Source organism: Nocardioides sp. NPDC023903 (assembly GCF_040639295.1).
Classification (GTDB): Bacteria; Actinomycetota; Actinomycetes; order Propionibacteriales; family Nocardioidaceae; genus Nocardioides.
In genome coordinates, this window is the sequence record NZ_JBEZZS010000002.1 from 211,053 (window position 1) to 231,600 (window position 20,548).

A 20,548-nucleotide genomic window follows, 5' to 3' on the forward strand; every position below is an offset into this window, starting at 1 on the left:
GATCTGGGTCACCTGTCGTGGCTCTCACCGTAATGTCTTCGGCATGGAGAAGTCGGGAACGCAGACGCCCCTGTCCCTCGCTGCCGCCGAGGCGGTCCGAACGTACGCCGCCACCACCCGCTCCGCTCTCGGCTCCGCCGAGTCCCCGGTGATCTCTTACGCAGGTCTGTGGCTGCTCCTCGCCTCGCTGGCGCCCGCGGCGGAGACCGAGACCGACGAGATCCTGGGGCTGAACCGGGCCGACGCGCGAGCCGCCGCGTTGGCGCTGCTGGAGGCGCCGCACCCCACGATCGGGGCCGCGGTCGCCGGCTGGCTGCGCCCGGGTGTCGAGCTGACGAAGGGCCTGCCGATCGTGCTCGACCCGCTCCCGGACCAGGCCGGGCTCGACACGTGGGCCGATGAGCACACCCGCGGGCTGATCAAGGAGTTCCCGCTCGAGATCGACGCCCAGACGCTGCTCGTGCTCGCCTCCGCGCTGGTGGTCACGCCGCGCTGGAGCGAGCAACTGGAGGAGGGTGACGACGGGCTGCTGCTGCTCGAGGACGGCTTCCAGGCGGTGGTGGCCACGGAGGCCGCCGGCCCGGTCGCGGTCGCCAGCCCGCCGAGCGATGACGGCATCTCGGTCTACTCCGTGATCGCCGAAGAAGGCGTGTCCGCCGACGACGTGTGGCGGGCCGCCGACGAGGTCGTCCGGAGGATCGACGCGGGCGAGCTCCATGACCGCACGTTCGACGCCGGCCAGGAGGACGGACACGCCTGGACGGTCCGGGAGGTCACGGTCTTCGGCAACGCCCGGTCCGACCGCTGGCGCAGCCACCTGCCGGAGTGGAGCGCGGAGGACCGTCACGACCTGTCGGCCGCGCCGGGGGTCGCCGAGATCGCCCGCGGCGTGATGGCCGCGGTCGCGGAGGAGACGGAGGCCGTCTGCATCCAGAAGGCGGTCGCGTCCTACGACCGCGAGGGCTTCAAGGCGGCCGCGGTGACCGGGATGATGGTCCGTGCCGCCGCAGCGGTGCCGCGCGAGACGACGGTGCGGCAGATCGACCTGAGGTTCGACCGGCCGCACGCAGTGGTGGCGGTCGCACGCGGGGGAGCCTGGGAGGGCATCCCGCTCTTCAGCTCCTGGGTGACCCCGGCATAATTTCCGGCATGGACGAGCTTCCCCCGATCGCCGGCCGCTACCGGCTCCTCACTCTGCTCGGAGCCGGCGGCATGGGCGAGGTCTGGCGGGCGCGTGACACCGTCCTCGACCGCGATGTCGCGGTGAAGCTGATGCGGGATGTGGACGACCCCACGATGGCCGAGCGGTTTCGCCGTGAGTCGCTCTCGACCGCCCGTGTCGTCCACGACGACGTGGTCAAGATCTTCGACGCCGGCAGCGACGACAACGACGTCTTCCTGGTGATGGAGCTGCTGCCCGGTCCGACCCTGGCCGAGCCGCTGCAGCAGCGCGGCCCGATGCCGGTCGACATGGCCGTCGAATACACCCGCCAGGTCGCCGGCGCGCTCGGCGCCGCCCACCGGGCCGGCGTGGTGCACCGCGACATCAAGCCGGCCAACCTCATGTTCGACGGTGACGGCCGGCTGACCGTGCTCGACTTCGGCATCGCGTACGCCATGACCGGGGTCGACTCCGGGCTGACCCAGACGGGCCATGTGATCGGCAGCCCGTCCTATCTCTCGCCCGAGCAGGCCGCCGGCGACCCGGTCGGGCCGCCCGCGGACGTCTACTCGCTGGGCTGCGTGCTCTTCGAGATGCTCACCGGCAAGGTGCCCTACTCCGCGCCGCACCCGGTCAAGGTCCTGCACATGCACCTCAGCGACCCGGTGCCGCGCATCACCGACTTCCGGGCGCTGCCCGCGCCGCTGGCGCGGCTGGTCACCCGGATGCTCGACAAGAACCCGGCCGCCCGGCCCTCGATGGACCAGGTCGCGCACGAGCTCGGCTACGTACTCAGCGGTGCCGACCCCGACGCCACCGACCTGCTCTCCGCGGGTCAGGCCCCGCGCCCGACCCAGGCGATGGCGCCGCGCCCGCTCGACGAGCCGATGGCGCTGGCCAACTCCCGCACCGGCGTCCTGCCCAGTCCCGGCAACCCGCCTCCTGTCCGCGGGCCGCGCCCGGGATCGCTGCGGAAGTTCCCGACCGGCCGCCTCCTCGGCGCGGTGGCGATCGTGATCGCCTGCGTCTTCGCCGCCTCCTGGCTGGCCGCCTACGAGTCCGCGCCCGCCGAGGCCCAGACGTCCCAGAGCTCCGACAACACGGACAACAACGCCGACAACAACGACACCAGCGACAACGCCGACGACTCCGCTGACGAGCCCATCGACAAGTCGGACAACAAGACCCTCAACCGCCTCGACCGGCTCGACCGCTGGCGCGAGAACCTGGAGGGCTGGAACGTCATCGACGAGGGCCAGTCCCAGGAGTGGGAGGACCAGATCCAGCAGATCCGCGACCTCGTCGAGAAGGGCGAGAGTGCCAAGCGCGAGATGGAGCAGCTCCGCGAGGAGTTCAAGAGCATCAGCGAGGGCGACGGCAAGGACGGCGAGAAGATCCTCGATGGCCTGCTGAAGGGCAACTGACCCCTCGACCAACGGGGCGTGAGGGTGCAGACTTCGCGTCCATGACCCGACTCCAGCTGGCCCGGATGGCGGTCTTCGTCGCCTTCGCGGTCCAGGGACTGACCTTCGCCTCGCTGATCACCAGGCTCGAGTCGATCGCGACGAAGCTCGACCTCAGCGCCGGCGACGTCTTCGTCGTGCTGGGCGTCACCACCGCGGTCGGGGCGGTCGGCAGCGTCGTCGCAGGTCACCTCGCCACCAGGATCGGCAGCGCCGCGACCCTCTCGCTGATGCTCGGCGGGGCCTCGCTGGCCGCGGTCGCGCCCGCCTTCGCGCCGACGATGGTGACCCTGCTGGTCCTCAACGGCGTCTACGGCTTCTTCCTCGGCGGCGTCGACGCCTCCATGAACATGCAGGGCACGGCCACCCAGGACGCGTACGCCCGGCCGTTGATGAACGGCTTCCACGCGATGTGGAGCGCGGCGGCCGTCCTCGGCGCGGTCTATGCGACCGTGACGATCGCCCTCGGCGTACCTCTGGGTCTGGACATGATCCCGATCGCCGTCATCGGCCTGGCCGCCAACCTCGCCACGTTCCGGCTCCTGCTGCCGCCGGAGGCGGTCGACGCGGCCGAGAAGCGGCCCAGTACGCAGCGCAAGAAGCCCCCGCTGCCGTGGCTGCCCCTCCTCCTGGTCGCGGTGCCGACGTTCGCGATGTGGTTCATCGACTCCGCGGCCTCGGCCTGGGGCGGGATCTACGTCGTCGACGGCCTCGGCGCCGCGGCCGCGGTCGCGCCGGCGATCTATGCCGCCTACCAGCTGGTGCTCCTGGCCGTACGTCTCCCCGGCGACCGCCTCGTCGCCCACTTCGGCGCCGAGCGGGTGATCCGCACCGGCGGCATCGTCGGCGTCGGTGCCCTGGTGCTGATCGTCGTCGCCCCGCACTGGAGTGTCGCGGCCGTCGGCTTCGCCGTCCTCGGCGGCAGCCTGGCGATGGTCCCGCCGCAGTCCTTCGTCGCCGCCGCCCACATCTCCCCGGACAACGCCGAGGACGCGATCGCGCGGGTCAACCTCGCCAACTACGCTGGCTACCTCGCTGCCGCCTCCCTGATCGCCGGGGTCGCCGAGCTCTTCGGTGAGCGCTCGATGTTCCTCATTCCGCTGGCCATCTCCGTCCTGATCCCACTGATGGCCGGCCGTTTCGCGACCCGCCCCGCACCGGAGTGTCCGGAGACCGTGAAACTGGGTTGATTCACTCCAGAAATTTCCCCGCCGTTTCTTGACTCATTCAAGAATTGGCGTAGTGTCTGGGTTGTGGGGAACGCGGACTACGAACAGCTGCTGAGAGGTGCCTCCCTGCGCGTCACTCGCCCGCGAGTGGCCGTTCTGGGGGCCGTCACCGAGAACGCGCACGCCGACACCGAGACGATTCTCGGAGCGGTGCGCGAGCGGCTTCCGGACGTCTCCCATCAAGCCGTCTACGACTCCCTCGCCGCCCTCTCGGCGGCCGGGATCGTACGCCGCATCCAGCCGTCCGGCTCGGTGGCTCGTTATGAGACCCGGGTCGGGGACAACCACCACCACGTGGTCTGCCGCTCCTGCGGGGCGATCGCCGACGTCGACTGCGCTGTCGGCCATGCGCCCTGCCTGACGGCATCTGATGACAACGGCTTCACGGTCGATGAGGCCGAGGTCATCTACTGGGGCACCTGCGCGGACTGCAGCCTGTCCCAGGGGTAGAGCCCGCGCCGGCGGCGTTTGTCATCGGCCGGCGCAACACATGTGAATCACAGCGTCTGGCAGCAGCCAGTCCGATCAGAAACGGATAGGAATCTCATGTCTGAAGAGGCCGTGAGCAAGTGCCCGGTGATGAACGCAGGCCGCGTTCACCCCACCGCCGGCAGTGCCAACCAGGAGTGGTGGCCGAACAAGCTCAACCTGAAGATTCTCGCCAAGGACGCCCCTGTGAGCGACCCGATGGGCGAGGACTTCGACTATGCGAAGGCTTTCGAGTCCCTGGACCTGCCTGCCGTCAAGGCGGACATCGCCGCGGTCATGACCGACTCCAAGGACTGGTGGCCGGCTGACTTCGGTAGCTACGCCGGGCTCTTCGTCCGGATGGCGTGGCACGCCGCCGGCACCTACCGCAGCCACGACGGTCGCGGTGGCGCCGGCCGTGGCCAGCAGCGTTTCGCGCCGCTCAACTCCTGGCCGGACAACGTCTCCCTCGACAAGGCCCGTCGTCTGCTGTGGCCGGTCAAGAAGAAGTACGGCAAGAACCTCTCCTGGGCCGATCTGATGGTCCTGGCGGGCAACGTGGCGATGGAGGAGGGCGGCTTCAAGACCTTCGGCTTCTCGGGCGGTCGCGCGGACGTCTGGGAGTCCGACGATGACATCTACTGGGGCCCGGAGAAGGTCTGGCTGGACGACGAGCGCTACACCGGCGACCGCGACCTGCAGGCGCCGCTGGCCGCTGTCCAGATGGGTCTGATCTACGTCAACCCGGAGGGCCCTAACGGCGAGCCCGACCCGATGAAGTCCGCGGTGGACATCAAGGAGACCTTCCGCCGCATGGGGATGAACTCCGAGGAGACCGTCGCCCTCATCGCCGGTGGCCACACCTTCGGCAAGACCCACGGTGCCCACCCCGACGATCTGGTCGGCCCCGACCCGGAGGCCGCGCCGCTGGAGAACCAGGGCATCGGCTGGAAGAACGGCCACGGCACCGGTGTCGGCGCGGACGCACTCACCTCGGGCCTCGAGGTCACCTGGACCTACCACCCGACCCGTTGGGACAACGAGTTCTTCCACATCCTCTACGCCTACGAGTGGGAGCTGTTCGAGTCGCCGGCCGGCGCCAAGCAGTGGAAGCCGAAGAACGGCGCGGGCTCCGACATGGTCCCCGAGGCGCACGGTGAGGGCAAGCGCGAGCCGCGCATGCTCACCTCCGACCTGGCGCTGCGCATGGACCCGGAGTTCGACGAGATCTCCCGCCGGTTCAGGGACGACCAGGAGGCTTTCTCTGACGCGTACGCCCGTGCCTGGTTCAAGCTGACCCACCGCGACATGGGTCCGAAGAGCCGCTACGTCGGCTCCGAGGTCCCGGCCGAGGACCTGCTCTGGCAGGACCCGCTCCCCGCTGAGGGTGGTGCGACCGACGAGGCCGCGATCTCCGCCGCCAAGGCCGCGATCGCTGCGTCCGGTCTGAGCGTGCAGCAGCTGGTCTCCACCGCGTGGAAGGCGGCGGCCACGCACCGTACGTCCGACCACCGCGGTGGCGCCAACGGCGGTCGCATCCGTCTCGAGCCGCAGGTCTCGTGGAAGGTCAACCAGCCCGAGGAGCTCAAGCCGGTCATCGCGAAGTACGAGGAGATCGCGGCCGCGACCGGTGTCTCCTTCGCCGACGTGCTCGTCCTCGCCGGTGGCGTGGGCATCGAGCTGGCCGCCAAGGCCGCGGGCCAGGACGTCACGGTCCCGTTCTCCGCCGGCCGCGTCGACGCGACCCAGGAGCAGACCGATGCCGAGAACTTCGCCTGGCTCGAGCCGGTCGCCGACGGCTTCCGCAACTACGACTCCGGGTTCCTCAACCTCCCGACCGAGTTCCTGTTCCTCGACCGGGCGAGCCTCCTCGGCCTCTCGGCCCCCGAGGCCACGGTTCTGGTCGGCGGCCTGCGCGTGCTCGGCAACAACTGGGACGGCTCCGACCTCGGTGTCTTCACCAAGACTCCGGGCGTGCTGACGAACGACTTCTTCGTCAACCTGCTCGACTACGACCAGCAGTGGACCCCGTCCGCCGACGAGGCGACCTACACCAGCTCCAACGGCTGGACCGGTTCCCGCGTCGACCTGGTCTTCGGTGCCAACTCCGAGCTCCGCGCCCTGGCGGAGGTCTACGGTGCCGACGACGCCAAGGAGAAGTTCGTCAACGACTTCGTCAAGGCGTGGGTCAAGGTCATGGAGAACGACCGCTTCGACCTGAAGAAGTGACCTGAAGCGGTACGCCGCGGCGTACCGCCTGACAGTGGAGGCCGGCCCCTTTCGGGGTCGGCCTCCGTTGTCATACCCACCCGGGTAGGATCAACGGCCGCCGCAGTCAGTCGCCTAGGTCAGGTGGAGCAATGGAACACCGGAGCGCCGAGCCTCCGAAGGGTCCGACCGGTCCGCCGCCGTCCTGGCGACCGCCTCCACCGCCCGCCCCTCGGCCCGCCCCTCGGATCGCGGCCGAGCCACCTCGGGCCACGCCCAGCAGGCCGGGTGCGCGTCGCGCGGCACCCAAGCCGTCCTCGGCCAGTGCCTGGCTCGCGAAGGCCGAGCCCGCCAAGATCTGGGCAGCCGAGAAGTGGGCGGCGGCCAGGAGCTCGACGCCCACGGGTTCGACACCCCGGACGCCGACGAGCTGGCGACGCTGGGGGAAGGCCGCCGCGAAGGTGGCGCTGGTCGGGTTCCTGGCCATCGCCCTGATCGGCTCGGTGACCGCGATCGTGGCCTACAACCGGATCAAGGTGCCGGACCCCAACGCCGCGTTCGAGGTCGAGACCTCCTTCGTCTACTACGGCAACGGCAAGACCGAGCTCGGCCGCTACCAGGACGGCGACCAGAACCGGATCAAGCTCGACGCAGACGAGATCCCGGAGACCGTCAAGCACGCCGTGGTGGCCGCCGAGGACCGTACGTTCTACGAGAACAGCGGCGTCGACGTGAAGGGCATCGTGCGGGCCGCGTTCTCCAACACCACCGAGGGCACCTCTGGCGGCGCCTCCACGATCACCCAGCAGTACGTCAAGAACTACTACCTCAGCGCCGAGCGCTCCTACTCCCGCAAGCTGAAGGAAGCGGTCATCGCCCTGAAGCTGACCAGGCAGAAGAGCAAGGACCAGATCCTCACCGACTACCTCAACACGATCTACTTCAACCGCGGCGCCTACGGCATCGAGGCGGCCGCGAAGGCCTACTTCGCGAAGTCCACCAAGGACCTGTCGCTGCAGGAGACGGCGGCGCTCGCGGCCATCCTCAACAACCCGGCCGGCTTCGACCCCGCCAGCAGCACCTTCCGCGGGCAGGAGAAGCTGCTCGGCCGCTACCAGTACGTCCTCTCCGGCATGGTCGACCTCGGCTACCTGAAGCAGGCCGACGCCGACAAGGTGAAGGACGCGCTGCCGAAGTTCCCCGCGAAGACGGTGCCGAGCCGGCTCGGCGGCCAGCGCGGCCACGCGCTCACCATGATCAAGGCCGAGCTGCTCGGCCTCACCGACGCGCAGGGCAAGCCGCTGTTCACCGAGGAGAAGATCGACAGCGGCGGGCTTCGGATCACCGCGACACTCTCGCCCAAGGTCATGAAGGCCTCGGCGACTGCGGCCAAGACCGTGAAGCCGAAGAACCGAAAGGCGTACGTCAAGGGCGACCCCGAGCAGAAGAACGCCCTGCACGTGGCGACCGCCTCGGTGGACGTCGAGTCCGGTGCACTGCTCGGCTTCTACGGCGGCCAGGACTACCTCGACAGCCAGCACAACTGGGCCGCGACCGGTGGTCACGCCGGGTCGACGATGAAGGCCTTCGCCACCGCGGCGGCGATCGCGAAGGGCTACTCGCTGAACTCGACGTGGGCGGGCGACTCGCCGTTCACGACCTATGCCGGCTCCGAGGTGGTCAACGAGGGTGAGCAGGCCGGGATCGCCGACGGGATGGACTACGGCCAGTACATCACCATGCTCAAGGCGATGGAGCAGTCGGTGAACACGGCCTACATCGACATGACCGAGTCGATGGGTGGTCCCGAGGCGGGCCGCAAGGCGATCTACGACACCGCGGTCGCCGCGGGGGTCGCCCCGGCGAAGGCGGACCCGAAGTTTCCCGGGATCCCCAGCACCACCACTGACTTCGACCACAAGACCGACGACCGGATCGCCCTCGGCCGCGCCAACGTCAGCCCGATCAACATGGCCAATGCCTACGCCACGATCGCCAACGGCGGCTACCGCCACGACGTACACGTGGTGAAGAAGGTCCGCGACCGCGCCGGCAACGTCCTCTACAGCTGGAACGGCCGGAAGAACGCCCGGCACGCGATCTCCGAGGACATCGCCGCTGACGTGACGTACGCGATGCAGGGCGTGGTGCAGAGCGGCTCGGGCCAGAAGGCCCAGAGCATCGGCCGCCCGGTGGCCGGCAAGACCGGCACCGGCACCTGCACCAACGAGCAGTACGTCTGCTCCTCGTGGTTCGTCGGGTTCACCCCGCAGATCGCCACCGCCGTGCGCTATTCGCGCGGCAACGGCGAGGGGAAGCTCGACGGCGGCTGGATGCCGTCCTACTTCGGCGCCGACTATCCAACCGAGACCTGGGCGGCCATCATGGCGAAGGCCATGGAGGGCAAGGAGGTCGAGAACTTCCCCGAGCCCGTCTACGTCGACGGCCAGGACCCCGAGACCGGTCACGAGGAGGAGCTGATCGCTCCGCCCGCTCCGCCGGAAGAAGAGGACGACGGCGAGGATTGTGACCCGGTCTCGGAGTTCTTCGGCACCTGCGACGGCGAGGGTGATGGCGAGGACGGCTGGGGAGGCGGCGGCAACCCCTGGGAAGGCCGTCCGTGACCTGAGCTGAGGCGTACGCCTTCGCTGTTTCACGACACTTGTACATTAATCAACACGTGTCTATGATCTCGAACATGGAGTTCGAGCTGGCTGCGGCCACCCCTGCCAAGGATCGCCGCGTCCGGCGTTCGCGTGCGGCGCTGATCCAGGCCGCGATCGCGCTGGTCACCGAACGGGGCACGGCCGCGATTCCGATCTCCGACATCGCGGCGGCGGCCGACGTGAGTCGGCAGCTGGTGTACCAGCACTTCGGCGATCGTGACGCCCTGCTGCTCGAAGCCGCGCTCGACCTGGCCAGGACCGAGCTGCTGCCGCGTTTCGCGGAAGTGGCGTCGCCGGAAGGGTCGGAGCGGGCGCGTGCCCTGACTCGGCACTTCGCCGAGCATCGCGCCTTCTACCGGGCGATGCTGAACAGCTCCGGCGCCTACGCGCTGACCAAGGCGCTCAGCGGTCTGATCGCTCCGATCAACCGGCGTGCCATCGAGGCGCAGTTCGCCGAGGACGATGACTCGCAGCAGCTCGATGACCTGGCGGCCTTCGTCACCGGCGGCGGCGCCGCCGTCATCAACGCCTGGGTGACCGACGGGGAGGACCCGCTCGACCCCGACGACCTCGCCGACCGGCTCGTCGGGCTGCTCGGCATCATCACCGCCGCAGTGCGCCCGACCACTGCCTCCGACGTGCTTGAGCAGAAGACGGAGACCGACCGATGAGCCTCATGAGTCACATCATCCAGCGTCAGATGAAGCTCTCCGAGCCGCTGACGCGGAAGGTCGTCGTCGACCGCGACCTGCGCGTGCCGATGCGCGACGGCGTGGAGCTGCTGGCCGATCGCTGGACGCCGAAGGGTGGCGCGCAGGGCCTGCCGACCGCGCTCATCCGAAGCCCGTACGGCCGTTCTGGCGTCTTCGGTGCGATCATGGCCCGCCCGCTCGCCGAGCGCGGCTACCAGGTGCTGATCCAGAGCGTCCGTGGAGGCTTCGGCTCCGGTGGCGTCATGGACCCCATGCTCCAGGAGCGTGAGGACGGCCTGGACACGTTGGACTGGGTGATCGAGCAGCCCTGGTTCGGCGACTCCATGGTGCTGGTCGGCCTGAGCTACCTGGGCTATGTGCAATGGGCGGTCGCCGACAGCCTGCCACCGCAGGTCAAGGCCATGATCCCCGTGGTCACCGAGTCGGCGCTGACGAGCGAGTTCATGCGCGCCGACGGTCGTTCGTTGGAGCTGCCGGTCGAATGGGGTGCCATGGTCGCCACCCAGGAGCGCCCCTTCGCGGCGTTCCGCAGGAACGCCCAGACCAAGAAGACCGCCGGCGCCCTGCGCGTGCTGCCGCTGCGGGATGCGGACCTCGAGGCCACCGGCCGGCGCTCGCAGTACATCCAGGACGTTCTCGCTCATGGCGCCGACGATCCGCACTGGGATGGCCTCGATCATCGCCACCGGGTCGCAGGCACGAGCGTCCCGGTCAGCGCCATCGGGGGCTGGTACGACATCTTCCTGCCGGGTCAGCTGCGGGACTTCGCGACTCTTCACGAGGCCGGTAAACCCGCCCGGCTCACGGTCGGGCCCTGGACTCATACGGACACCACGATTCCTGGCGTCGCCGAAGCGGTCGACTTCGGCTTGGCACATGCGCGCGGCGAGGAGCCGGCCGAGCGGGCACCGGTGCGGTTGTTTGTGATGGGTGCGGACGCCTGGCGCGACTTCGAGTCCTGGCCGCCGAAGGGCTACGAGCCGCAGCACTTCCACCTCCAGGGTGACGGCGGTCTGTCGGTGAGCGTCCCGGGCGACTCGGATCCCGATCGCTATCGCTACGACCCAGCCGATCCGACCCCGGCGGCCGGGGGCATCAGCATCAGCAGCGGCGGCCGCGTCGACAACGGCGCCGTGGAGGCCCGGGACGACGTGCTGACCTACACCACCACGGTGCTCGATGAGGACGTCGAGGTCGTCGGCGAGGTGAGTGCCGAGATCTGGTTCCGGTCGAGCCTGGCGTACGCCGACGTCTTCGTGCGGCTCTGCGATGTCGATGAAGAGGGCCGCTCCCACAACGTCTGCGACGGGCTCACCAGTCTGACGGGCGCCGATGAGCTCACTTGCGCCACCGTGCGGCTCTGGCCCACGGCGTACCTGTTCAAGCGCGGCCATCGGATCCGCGTGCAGGTCTCCAGCGGTGCCTTCCCGCGCTATGCCCGTAATCCCGGGACCGGGGAGCCGCTCGCCACCGCCACGACGCTCCTGGCTGCCGACCAGACGGTCCATCACGATCCCGAGCATCCTTCGGCGCTGATCCTGCCGGTTCGCGCCGTTTCGACCACCTAGGCGGCGGCGCGTCCAATATATAGGACGCGCGTCCATAGTCCGAGACGTAGGCCTTGCGAGGCACCCTCCGTCTCCGGCACCATCTTCGGCGAAGGTCACGACTGTCAGCGCGAAGCCCCGGCTTGCTGGCGGGCAACCCTCCCACGCGGTGGGGTGCTCCGGGTGACGACCAGGCCCTCGCCGAGGTGGCGCGGGCAAGCGCGTGCTTCGCCGGGCGGTCCTGGGGGAGCCATGACCCGAAGGGTGCCCCCATGTCCCTGCTTCCGCTCGTCGGCTCGAACACGCAGGTCCCGCTGCTGGACGGAACGACCACGACGTACGCCAACCTCGATGTGGCCGCGTCTGCGCCGGCGCTGCAGAGCGTGGCCGACCGGGTGGCCGAGGTCCTGCCCTGGTACGCCTCGGTGCATCGCGGCGCCGGCTACCTGTCCCAGGTCTCGACCGCCCTCTACGAGGAGTCGCGGGCGACCATCGGCGCCTATGTCGGCGCCCGCGAGGATGACGTCACCGTCATCACCCGCAACACCACCGACTCGGTGAACCTGCTGGCCGGCTGTGTACCCGGCCGGGTGCTCGTCCTCGACATCGAGCACCACGCCAACCTGCTTCCGTGGCGCCGTGTCGAGGCCGGTGTGACCGTGGTCGCCGGCCGGGACACCCTCGCCGGCACCATCGACGTCCTCGCCGGTGAGCTGGCCCGGGACAGCTTCGCCCTGGTCGCGATCACCGGCGCGTCCAACGTCACCGGCGAGGCGCTGCCTGTCGGCGAGATCGTCACCCTGGCCCACGCCCACGGCGCCCGGGTCCTCGTCGACGGCGCCCAACTGCTCGCCCACCGCCACTTCTCGCTGGCCGCGACCGGCGCCGACTACGTCGTCCTCTCCGGCCACAAGCTCTACGCCCCCTACGGCGCCGGCGCCCTGGTCGGGCGCCGCGACTGGCTCGACGTCGGCACCCCCTACCTCGCCGGGGGAGGGGCCGTCGATGACGTTGAGGTGGGGGAGACCACCTGGCAGCCCGCCCCCGCGCGTCACGAGGGCGGCTCGCCCAACGTCATCGGCGCCGCGGCACTGGCCGCTGCCTGTACGACTCTCGGCGGCCTCGAGCCCGCCGAGCTGGACCGCCACGAGGCGTCACTGAGGGGGCGCCTCGTGGCCGGCCTGTCTGCGCTGGAGGGCGTCGACGTTCTGCGGCTCTGGCCCGACTCCGAGGAGCCTGTCGGCGTGGTGACGTTCACGGTCGACGGCATCGAGCCCGGCCGGGTCGCGGCCTACCTCTCCGCCGAGCACGGCTTGGGCGTACGCGACGGCCGCTTCTGCGCCCAGCCGCTCCTCAAGCGCCTCGGACTCACCGGCGGCGCGGTCCGCGCGAGCATCGGGATCGGCACCTCGGTCGCCGACGTGGACCGGCTGGTGGCCGGCGTACGTTCTCTTCTGGAGGGTGACGTCCGGGGCGACTACGTCCTCGTGGACGGGGCCTGGACGCTCGCCGAGGACCCGCGCCCGCTCGTCGGACCGGTCGGTCTGACTCGCCTGGCCGACACCGCCGGCTCGTGCGGAGCGGCCGTCTAGCCGGGATGATTCGGGGCGCTCACGGTGTTGAGAAATCGTGAGCGAAAGAGTGCATGGCGAGCGGAAGGTACGCGGCGGCAAGCTGGTCGTCGTCGACGCGACAGTCTCCGCTGACACGATCATCGACGTCGTCCTCTCGGGCGACTTCTTCCTGGAACCCGACGAGGCGTTGGGCTGGCTGACCGAGGCGTTGGAGGGGCAGCCGGTCGACGTCTCCCTCGACCAGCTGACCGCGGTGCTCGACACCGCTGCCCGTGATGCCGAGCTGGTCGGTTTCGTCACCCGCGACGTCGCCCTGACGGTGATGCGGGCGCTGGGCCGGGCCACGACCTGGGACGACCTCGAGCTCGAGATCGTCGAGACCGGGCCGCTGTCGCCGCGGATGCAGATGGCGCTCGACGAGGTCATCGTCCGCCAGGTCGCCGAGGGGCGCCGCGCCCCCAACCTGAGGTTCTGGGACTGGGCCAGCAGCGCGGTCGTGATCGGCAGTTACCAGTCGCTCTCCAACGAGGTCGACGAGGCCGCCGCCGAGCGTCACGGCATCGAGGTCGTACGCCGCATCTCAGGCGGCGGCGCCATGTTCATCGAGCCGGGCAACACGATCACCTACAGCCTCGCCGTCCCCGACACGCTCGTGGCCGGCATGTCCTTCCAGGAGTCGTACGCCTTCCTCGACGAGTGGGTGCTGCGCGGCCTGCGCAGCGTCGGCATCGAGGCCGCCTACGCCGGTCTGAACGACATCGCCTCGCCGGTCGGCAAGATCGCCGGCGCCGCGCAGAAGCGGATCCCGGGCGGCGTCCTGCACCACGTCACGATGGCTTACGACATCGACGCCGACAAGATGCTCGAGGTGCTCCGCATCGGTCGCGAGAAGATGTCCGACAAGGGCACCAGGAGCGCGGCCAAGCGGGTCGACCCGATCCGTTCCCAGACCGGGCTGAGCCGCGAGAAGGTCATCGCCGCCCTGCTGGCTGAGTTCGAGCAGAGCTTCGGGGCGGCGTACGTCGGCCTCGACCAGGCCACGATCGACGAGGCCGCGGCGCTGGTCGAGAGCAAGCACGGCACCCCGGCCTGGCGCGCGCGAGTGCCGTAGGGGCTGGTCAGCGGTCGATGAAGGCCAGCAGGTCGGCGTGGAGCCGGTCGCGATCGGTGTCCGGAAGGGCATGGCTGGAACCCTCGTAGACCTTCAGCTCCGCGCCGTCGATCAGCTCGCTCGAGCGGCGGCCACCGACCTCGATCGGCACGATCTGGTCGTCGTCGCCGTGCACGACCAGCGTCGGCACGTCGATCTTGGCCAGGTCGGGCCGGAAGTCGGTGGCGGAGAAGGCCGCGATGCACTCGTAGGCGCCACGGTGCCCCGACGCCATGCCCTGGAGCCAGAAGGCGTCACGGAAGCCCTGCGGAACATCGCCGTTCCGGTTGTTCCCGAAGAACGGCCCGTCGGCCAGGTCGCGGTAGAGCTGGGCCCGGTTGGCCAGCTCCCCGGCACGGATCTCGTCGAAGACCTCGAGGGGTAGCCCGTCGGGGTTGTCCTCGGTCCGCAGCATGAGCGGCGGCACCGCCGAGACCAGGACCAGCTTGGCGACGCGGGCGGTGCCGTGCCGCCCGACGTACCGGACGATCTCACCGCCTCCGGTCGAGTGCCCGACGAGGGTGAGGTCGTGCAGGTCGAGCGCGTCGATCAGACCGGCGAGGTCGTCGGCGTAGGTGTCCATCTCGTTGCCCGACCAGGTCTGGCTGGAGCGGCCGTGGCCCCGGCGGTCGTGGGCAATGGCTCGGTGGCCGTGCTCTGCGAGGAAGAGGGCGGTGGCCTCCCAGGCGTCGGCGTTGAGCGGCCAGCCGTGGCTGAGCAGCACGGGGCTTCCGGTGTCGCCCCAGTCCTTGTAGAAGATCTGGGCGCCGTCGTCGGCGGTGATGTAAGGCATCGGCTTCCTCCCACGGTCGGTTGGGTTCTGTCCCGACGAGCCTCGCGCGGCCACCCGCCTCCACGGACCACGTGGACCGCGTAGTCCCGGGACTACGTGTCGTACGTGGTCCGGAGGCATCGCGACCGGATGGACGATCGGAGCGTCTCAGCCCCCAGCACAGGAGCCAGATCATGTCCTTCAAACATCGAGCGGGCGGATTGCTCGCCGTTCTCGTGGCAGCGGTGCTCGCGTTCGCTCCGGCGGCCGACGCCCTCACCACGCGCGGGGTCGCCCCGGCGCCGAAGCCGACCATCGTGCTCGTGCACGGTGCCTTCGCCGACTCCTCGGGTTGGGCCGACGTCGCCGGCAAGCTGACCGGCCGCGGCTACCCGGTGCTCGCCTTCTCCAACCCGCTGCGCGGCCCGTTGTCCGATGCCGAGTACCTGCGGCTGTTCCTGGACACGGTCGACGGCCCCGTCGTGCTCGTCGGCCACTCCTACGGTGGCGCGGTCATCACCAACGCCGCCACCGGCGACCCCGACGTCACGGCGCTGGTCTACGTCGCCGCGTACGCGCCGGCAGCGGGCGAGAACATCCTGGCGATGAACGCCCTGGGCGGTGGCCACACCGAGGTGACCGACCATCTCGTCACCAGGCCGTTCCCCGGTGCCCAGCCCGGCGACATGGATGCCTATATCGACCCGGCGTGGTTCCCACAGGGGTTCGCGCAGGATCTGCCGCGTGCCGAGGCACGGTTCCTGGCCGCCTCGCAGCGGCCCGGCGCACTCGCAGCACTCGTCACACCGTCGGGAGAGCCGGCATGGGAGGACCAGCCGAGCTGGTACGTCGTCGCGAAGCAGGACCGGATCATCCCGCCCGAGGCGGAGCGCGCCATGGCGGCCAGAGCCGGCTCGAGGACTGTCTCCGTCGACTCCTCCCACGCCGTGATGATCAGCCACCCCGGACTCGTCGCCGACGTCGTCCACAACGCGGCGCGCACCACTGTGCGCTGACATGCCTGACCGAGCACCGAAAGGGAACCTGACATGAGCACTCCGGACACCATCGTCCTGATCCACGGCTTCTGGGTCACACCCCGATCGTGGGAACACTGGAAGGCCCGGTACGAGGCCAACGGCTTCACCGTGCACACCCCCGCCTACCCGGGCTTCGAGGTGGAGGTCGAGGCCCTCCGCGCGGACCCGACCCCGATCGCGGACCTCACCCTGGAGGCGATCGTCTCCCACCTGGAGGCCTTCCTCGACACGCTCGACACCGCGCCGATCATCATGGGCCACTCCGCCGGTGGTGCGTTCGCGCAGGTCGTGATGGACCATGGCTACGGAGCCGCGGGCGTCGTACTCAACTCCGCCCCGACCGAGGGGGTCCGAGCCACGCCGTGGAGCCAGCTCCGCTCGGTCTTCCCGGTCCTCAAGAACCCGGCGAACCATCACCGCGCCGTCGGGTTCGACGCCGAGCAGTGGAGGTACGCCTTCACGAACACCTACACCGAGGAGGAGTCGGCGGCGTTCTACGAGCGCTACCACATCCCCGCGTCGGGACGCGTCCTGTTCGACTCCGTGCTGGCGAACTTCCAGCCCGGCCACCAGGGCGCCTGGGTCGACTTCAAGAACGCCGACCGCGCGCCGCTGCTCTTCCTGTCCGGGTCCGAGGACCACATCATGCCCCCGTCGGTGCAGGCGTCGAACCTCAAGCACTACAAGGGCGCCGGAACGGTCACCGAGCACGAGACGTACGACGGTCGGCCGCACCTGATGGTGGCGGGCCCGGGATGGGAGGAGATCGCCGACCACGCGCTCGAGTGGGCGCTCGCCCACGCGGTACAGCGGGGGGCCGCCGAGCCCACCGCGTCCTGAGGGCACGCGATGGACCTCACCCTCACCCATGTGGGCGGGCCGACGACCGTCCTGGAGGTGGCCGGGTGGCGGATCCTGACCGACCCGACCTTCGACGCCCCCGGCCGGACGTACAGGTTCGGCTGGGGTACGTCCTCGAGGAAAACCGCAGGTCCTGCGGTCCCCGCCGCCGAGATCGGCGCCATCGACGCCGTCCTCCTCACCCACGACCACCATGCCGACAACCTCGACGACGCCGGCCGGGCGCTGCTGCCGGGCGTCGGCGTGGTGGTCACCACCGCCTCGGGCGCGGTCAGGCTCACCAGGTCGGGCCTGGGCCCGGCGGTCCGGGGTCTGCGGCCGTGGCAGACCACGGTGCTGCAGGCTCCGGGCCGTCCGACGGTCACGGTGACCGCGACTCCTGCGCGTCATGGTTTCCGCGGCAGCAGGCCGATCGTCGGTGATGGCATCGGCTTCTCCCTGACCTGGGAGGGGCAGGAGCACGGAGCGGTCTGGTATTCGGGGGACACGGTGCTGTACGACGGCCTCGAGGAGGTCGCGAACCGGGTCGACGTCGGGACCGCGGTCCTGCACCTCGGACGCGTCGGGTTCCCGGTGACCGGGCCGCTCGCCTACACGATGGACGGGCGGGACGCGGTCACGCTGTGCGAGCTGCTGGACCCGGCCACGGGTGGTGCCGGTGCACTACGAGGGCTGGTCGCACTTTCGTCAGGGGAAGGACCGGATCCTCGCCGACCTGGCCGACGCTCCGCATGGGATCGCGGACCGCTTCCGCTGGCCGACGCCGGGGGTGGCGCTCCGTCTGCTGGTCTAGACCTACGCGTTCAGACGGTCGGCCAGCTGCCGGCGGGAGGAGATGCCGAGCTTCTGGAAGACCTTCCGCAGGTGATAGTCGACGGTGTTCGGGCTGATGAACAGGTTGGCGGCGATCTCGGCGTTCGTACGTCCGGACGCGGCCAGCCGCGCGATCGTGTGCTCCTGCGTGGTGAGATCGAGCCGTGGAGCTGCCTCGCCGCCTGCGGCATCGTCGGGGCGGACGCCGAGGATCTCGAGCTCTGCCAGGACGCGCGGGACGAAGATCTCGGCCCCGCTGTGGCGCAGGTGCTTCAGGGCGAGCCGCAGCTGCTCGGCAGCCTCGCGACGGCGCCGGACGCGACGGAGCCACTCGCCGTGGAGCAGGTACGACCGACCGAGCTCGGTCTCGGCCAGCGTCTTGTGCAGGGCCGCGATCGACGCGAGGTAGTGGGCCTCGGCCGCGTCGTCCGGGCTCACCAGCGCGAGCGCGCGCTCGGCGACTCCCTCGCACCACGGCATCCCGTTGACCGCTGCCCGGCTCGCCAGATCCTCCGCGACGCGCTGTGCCTCGTCCAGGTGGCCGGAGCGTACGGCGGACTCGACGAAGTCGGCGTACCACATCGGGGTGACCTGGAGGAACGGCTCCTCGATGAGCGGCTTGTGGCGTCGGTAGGCATCCTCGTAGCGCCGGTCCGCCAGGTCACGCGCGACCAGGCCCTCGATCCCCGAGAACTGCACCCCGCCGAAACCGACAGCGCCGGCGCCGTCGGCCACGGCCTCCACCAGCTCGCGCGGCTCGCCGGACCACGCCATCACGGCGACGTTGGGCACGTTCGCATCCTCGTGGCCCATCGCGACACGCACCTCCCGATTCGACTCCACGAAGCGGTGCGCTCGGTGCAGCGAGCCGCCGTAGACCTCGGAGAGGGCCATGATCCACAGCAGCGAGTCGAGCACCAGCAGCGCGCCCCGGTCACGTGCGGCCCGTGCGGCCCGGCTGAGACCGGCGGCTCGGCCCTCGTCGTCCCAGAGGTAACCGCCGACACCGGCGAGCACGGAGCCGAAGTTCATGAGCTCGTCATCGGGCAGGGCGAGGACAGCGTCGTACGCGGCGCGAACCTGTGGGTAGGCCGTGTCATAGGGCTCCAGGATCAGTGCGGCCAACCCTCGCAGGACCACGGACCAACGGCCGTGCCGGTCCGCGCCGACCCGCATCCGCTCTCCGAGCTCGCCCTGCGTCACGCCCGTCATGAGTCGGTCGGCACTCGAGCACCGGTCGAATGCCCGGAGCAGAGCATCCTGCTCGCGGACGTCGTCGAAGCCGTGGAAGAGGTCGGCGGCCAGCAGCTGATCGGACGCGCCGCGCATCACGCCCTCCCGCTCGGCCCGCAGCACTGACAAGGCGCTCCGAGTCACCAGCGCACGACCTCGGGTGACCTGGCCGGCGGACTCCTCGTCGATCGCTTCGATGAGCTGCTGCGCGAGATGGGCGGCGCCGACCGCCAGGGCCGCCTCGGCCGCCCCGACCTGGCGTGAGGTACGCCCCTCGCCCGGCGGGCTGAGATCGGCGCCGCGGGCGAGCAGACGGGCGCTGGAGGCGAGGCCACCACGCCGGGCGGCCAGGATCGCGGTCCGGTCGAGCCGCTGGGCAACGGCCTCGTCCGTCCCTACGACGGCCCTGGCGGCATGCCATGCCTCCGCCTCGACGAGGTTCGACCGGTCGGCGGCCCGCGCGAGGGCACGGTGGACCCGGCGTCGCTCGACGCCCGAAGCCGCGTTGTAGACCGCCGAGCGCACCAGGGGATGGCGGAACCGTACGGTCGGGGTGAGCTGGACGAGCCCGGCGACCTCGGCGCGGTCGGCGTCGTCGAGGGTGAGGTCCAGCTCCGCGCCCGCGGCGGCGAGCAGGTCGATGTTGCCGGTCGAGTCAGCCGCAGCCAGCAGAACCCAGGTCTGGACCGCCTGGTCGGCCTGGCGTACGCGGCGTACGTAGTGGGCCTCGAGGTGGCGACCGACGGGGACGGGCTCGCCGGCCATGCCCAGATCCGGCAGCTCGTGGACCAGCGACTCACCGGCGAGGTCGATCAGGGCAAGCGGGTTGCCGCCGGTGGCCTGGGCGATCGCCAGGGCCACCGACGGCGGGAGCGGTTCCGTCGCCGCGCGGTTCAGCAGGCGGACGGCGGCATCGGTGTCCAGGCCGGTCAGCGCAAGCTGGGGCACCCCACCGAGATGCTCGGCCAAGCGGGCCTCGTCACGCCCGGCGAACACCACCGCGACGCGCTCCACCGCGATCCTGCGGGCCACGAACGCCAGCGCGTCCAGGCTTTCCGGGTCGAGCAGATGAGCGTCGTCGATCGTGCAGACGATGCCGTGCCCGTCGCTCGCGGCGGCCAGGAGCCCGAGGACTCCCAAGCCGACCAGATAGCGGTCGGGCGGCGGTCCGTCTGCCTCGCCCGAGGCGACCAGCAGGGCCCGGCGTTGCTGCTCCGGGAGCATCTCGCACTCGCGGCGCAGCGCCGTCGCCAGTCGCTGGACCGCGGCGAACGCCATGTCCGACTCGGACTCGTAGCCGTCGACCCGAACGACCCGGAGGCTCGTGTCCGCGGTGGCTGAGGTGAGCAGCGCGGACTTGCCCACCCCCGGCTCGCCGAGCACTGCGATCGATCCGCCCTTGCCGTTCCGCGCACGGCTCAGCAATGCGGCCAGACGTACCTGCTCTGATGCTCTGCCGACGAGCGCGGCCTCAGGCCGCTCGGGGATGTTTCCCACGGGCCGACGTTAGCCACCGGGGCAGCCGTGGCGCATGACCAATATGCCCTAAAACTTGGACTCCGCTGCTCGGAGCGTTCCTTGGATGAGATGGGGGGGTCCTCATTCACGACCGACATCACGAGCAGCGGAGCGCCGCCAGTCTGGCACGC

General features: G+C 70.2%; 15 protein-coding genes, 1 pseudogene and 1 riboswitch. Of the genes and pseudogenes, 14 read left to right on the forward strand and 2 right to left on the reverse strand.

The genetic code is table 11. The annotated features are described in order from the left end of the window. The first annotated feature begins 43 nt into the window (after window positions 1-43). From AB0F44_RS04495 to AB0F44_RS04540, 10 genes are all read left to right on the forward strand, one after another. Window positions 44-1,141 (forward strand): hypothetical protein, encoded by a 1,098-nt coding sequence (locus AB0F44_RS04495; protein WP_357353080.1) that lies wholly within the window; start codon window positions 44-46, stop codon window positions 1,139-1,141. An 8-nt stretch (window positions 1,142-1,149) separates the two neighbouring features. Beyond that, on the forward strand, window positions 1,150-2,586 hold the full coding sequence (locus tag AB0F44_RS04500; protein ID WP_357353082.1) for a protein kinase: 1,437 nt from the start codon (window positions 1,150-1,152) through the stop codon (window positions 2,584-2,586). 41 nt (window positions 2,587-2,627) lie between these two features. Continuing rightward, the gene (locus tag AB0F44_RS04505; RefSeq protein ID WP_357353084.1) at window positions 2,628-3,815 is read left to right on the forward strand and encodes an MFS transporter; all 1,188 of its coding nucleotides are present in this window, start codon (window positions 2,628-2,630) and stop codon (window positions 3,813-3,815) included. Between the two features lie 63 nt (window positions 3,816-3,878). Further along, the gene (locus tag AB0F44_RS04510; RefSeq protein ID WP_160028146.1) at window positions 3,879-4,304 is read left to right on the forward strand and encodes a Fur family transcriptional regulator; all 426 of its coding nucleotides are present in this window, start codon (window positions 3,879-3,881) and stop codon (window positions 4,302-4,304) included. A 96-nt stretch (window positions 4,305-4,400) separates the two neighbouring features. Then, entirely contained in the window at window positions 4,401-6,551 is a 2,151-nt protein-coding gene (katG, locus tag AB0F44_RS04515) for a catalase/peroxidase HPI (protein WP_357353086.1), read from the forward strand. A gap of 131 nt (window positions 6,552-6,682) precedes the next feature. Next, entirely contained in the window at window positions 6,683-9,154 is a 2,472-nt protein-coding gene (locus tag AB0F44_RS04520) for a transglycosylase domain-containing protein (protein ID WP_357353088.1), read from the forward strand. A 74-nt stretch (window positions 9,155-9,228) separates the two neighbouring features. Then, the gene (locus AB0F44_RS04525; RefSeq protein ID WP_357353090.1) at window positions 9,229-9,867 is read left to right on the forward strand and encodes a TetR-like C-terminal domain-containing protein; all 639 of its coding nucleotides are present in this window, start codon (window positions 9,229-9,231) and stop codon (window positions 9,865-9,867) included. Next, on the forward strand, window positions 9,864-11,477 hold the full coding sequence (locus tag AB0F44_RS04530) for a CocE/NonD family hydrolase (protein WP_357353092.1): 1,614 nt from the start codon (window positions 9,864-9,866) through the stop codon (window positions 11,475-11,477). The genes AB0F44_RS04525 and AB0F44_RS04530 overlap by 4 nt, the downstream gene beginning before the upstream one ends. Before the next feature lie 93 nt (window positions 11,478-11,570). After that, a riboswitch (SAM riboswitch) is annotated at window positions 11,571-11,684 on the forward strand. 44 nt (window positions 11,685-11,728) lie between these two features. After that, entirely contained in the window at window positions 11,729-13,048 is a 1,320-nt protein-coding gene (locus AB0F44_RS04535) for an aminotransferase class V-fold PLP-dependent enzyme (protein WP_357353094.1), read from the forward strand. Between the two features lie 37 nt (window positions 13,049-13,085). Next, window positions 13,086-14,141, forward strand: a complete 1,056-nt coding sequence (locus AB0F44_RS04540) for a biotin/lipoate A/B protein ligase family protein (RefSeq protein ID WP_357353096.1) — start codon at window positions 13,086-13,088, stop codon at window positions 14,139-14,141. Between the two features lie 7 nt (window positions 14,142-14,148). Here AB0F44_RS04540 and AB0F44_RS04545 read toward each other — a convergent pair whose 3' ends face one another. Then, complete coding sequence (locus tag AB0F44_RS04545) at window positions 14,149-14,973, reverse strand: alpha/beta hydrolase (RefSeq protein ID WP_357353098.1); 825 nt, start codon at window positions 14,971-14,973, stop codon at window positions 14,149-14,151. A 173-nt stretch (window positions 14,974-15,146) separates the two neighbouring features. On the opposite strand from AB0F44_RS04545, the gene AB0F44_RS04550 reads away from it, so the two are divergent. The 4 genes and pseudogenes from AB0F44_RS04550 to AB0F44_RS04565 all read left to right on the forward strand — a co-directional run bounded on the left by AB0F44_RS04550 (window position 15,147) and on the right by AB0F44_RS04565 (window position 17,646). Beyond that, window positions 15,147-15,968, forward strand: coding sequence for an alpha/beta hydrolase (locus AB0F44_RS04550; protein WP_357353100.1), 822 nt, complete (start codon window positions 15,147-15,149; stop codon window positions 15,966-15,968). Window positions 15,969-16,001: 33 nt separating this feature from the next. Beyond that, window positions 16,002-16,832: an alpha/beta hydrolase gene (locus AB0F44_RS04555; protein WP_357353102.1), complete on the forward strand. Its 831-nt coding sequence runs from the start codon at window positions 16,002-16,004 to the stop codon at window positions 16,830-16,832. A 9-nt stretch (window positions 16,833-16,841) separates the two neighbouring features. Continuing rightward, window positions 16,842-17,438 (forward strand): annotated as a pseudogene (locus AB0F44_RS04560) (MBL fold metallo-hydrolase); the annotation flags it as partial. 73 nt (window positions 17,439-17,511) lie between these two features. Beyond that, complete coding sequence (locus tag AB0F44_RS04565) at window positions 17,512-17,646, forward strand: hypothetical protein (protein WP_357353104.1); 135 nt, start codon at window positions 17,512-17,514, stop codon at window positions 17,644-17,646. 2 nt (window positions 17,647-17,648) lie between these two features. On the opposite strand, the gene AB0F44_RS04570 is transcribed toward AB0F44_RS04565, so the two are convergent. Beyond that, window positions 17,649-20,396, reverse strand: coding sequence for an AAA family ATPase (locus tag AB0F44_RS04570; protein WP_357353106.1), 2,748 nt, complete (start codon window positions 20,394-20,396; stop codon window positions 17,649-17,651). Between the last annotated feature and the right edge of the window lie 152 nt (window positions 20,397-20,548).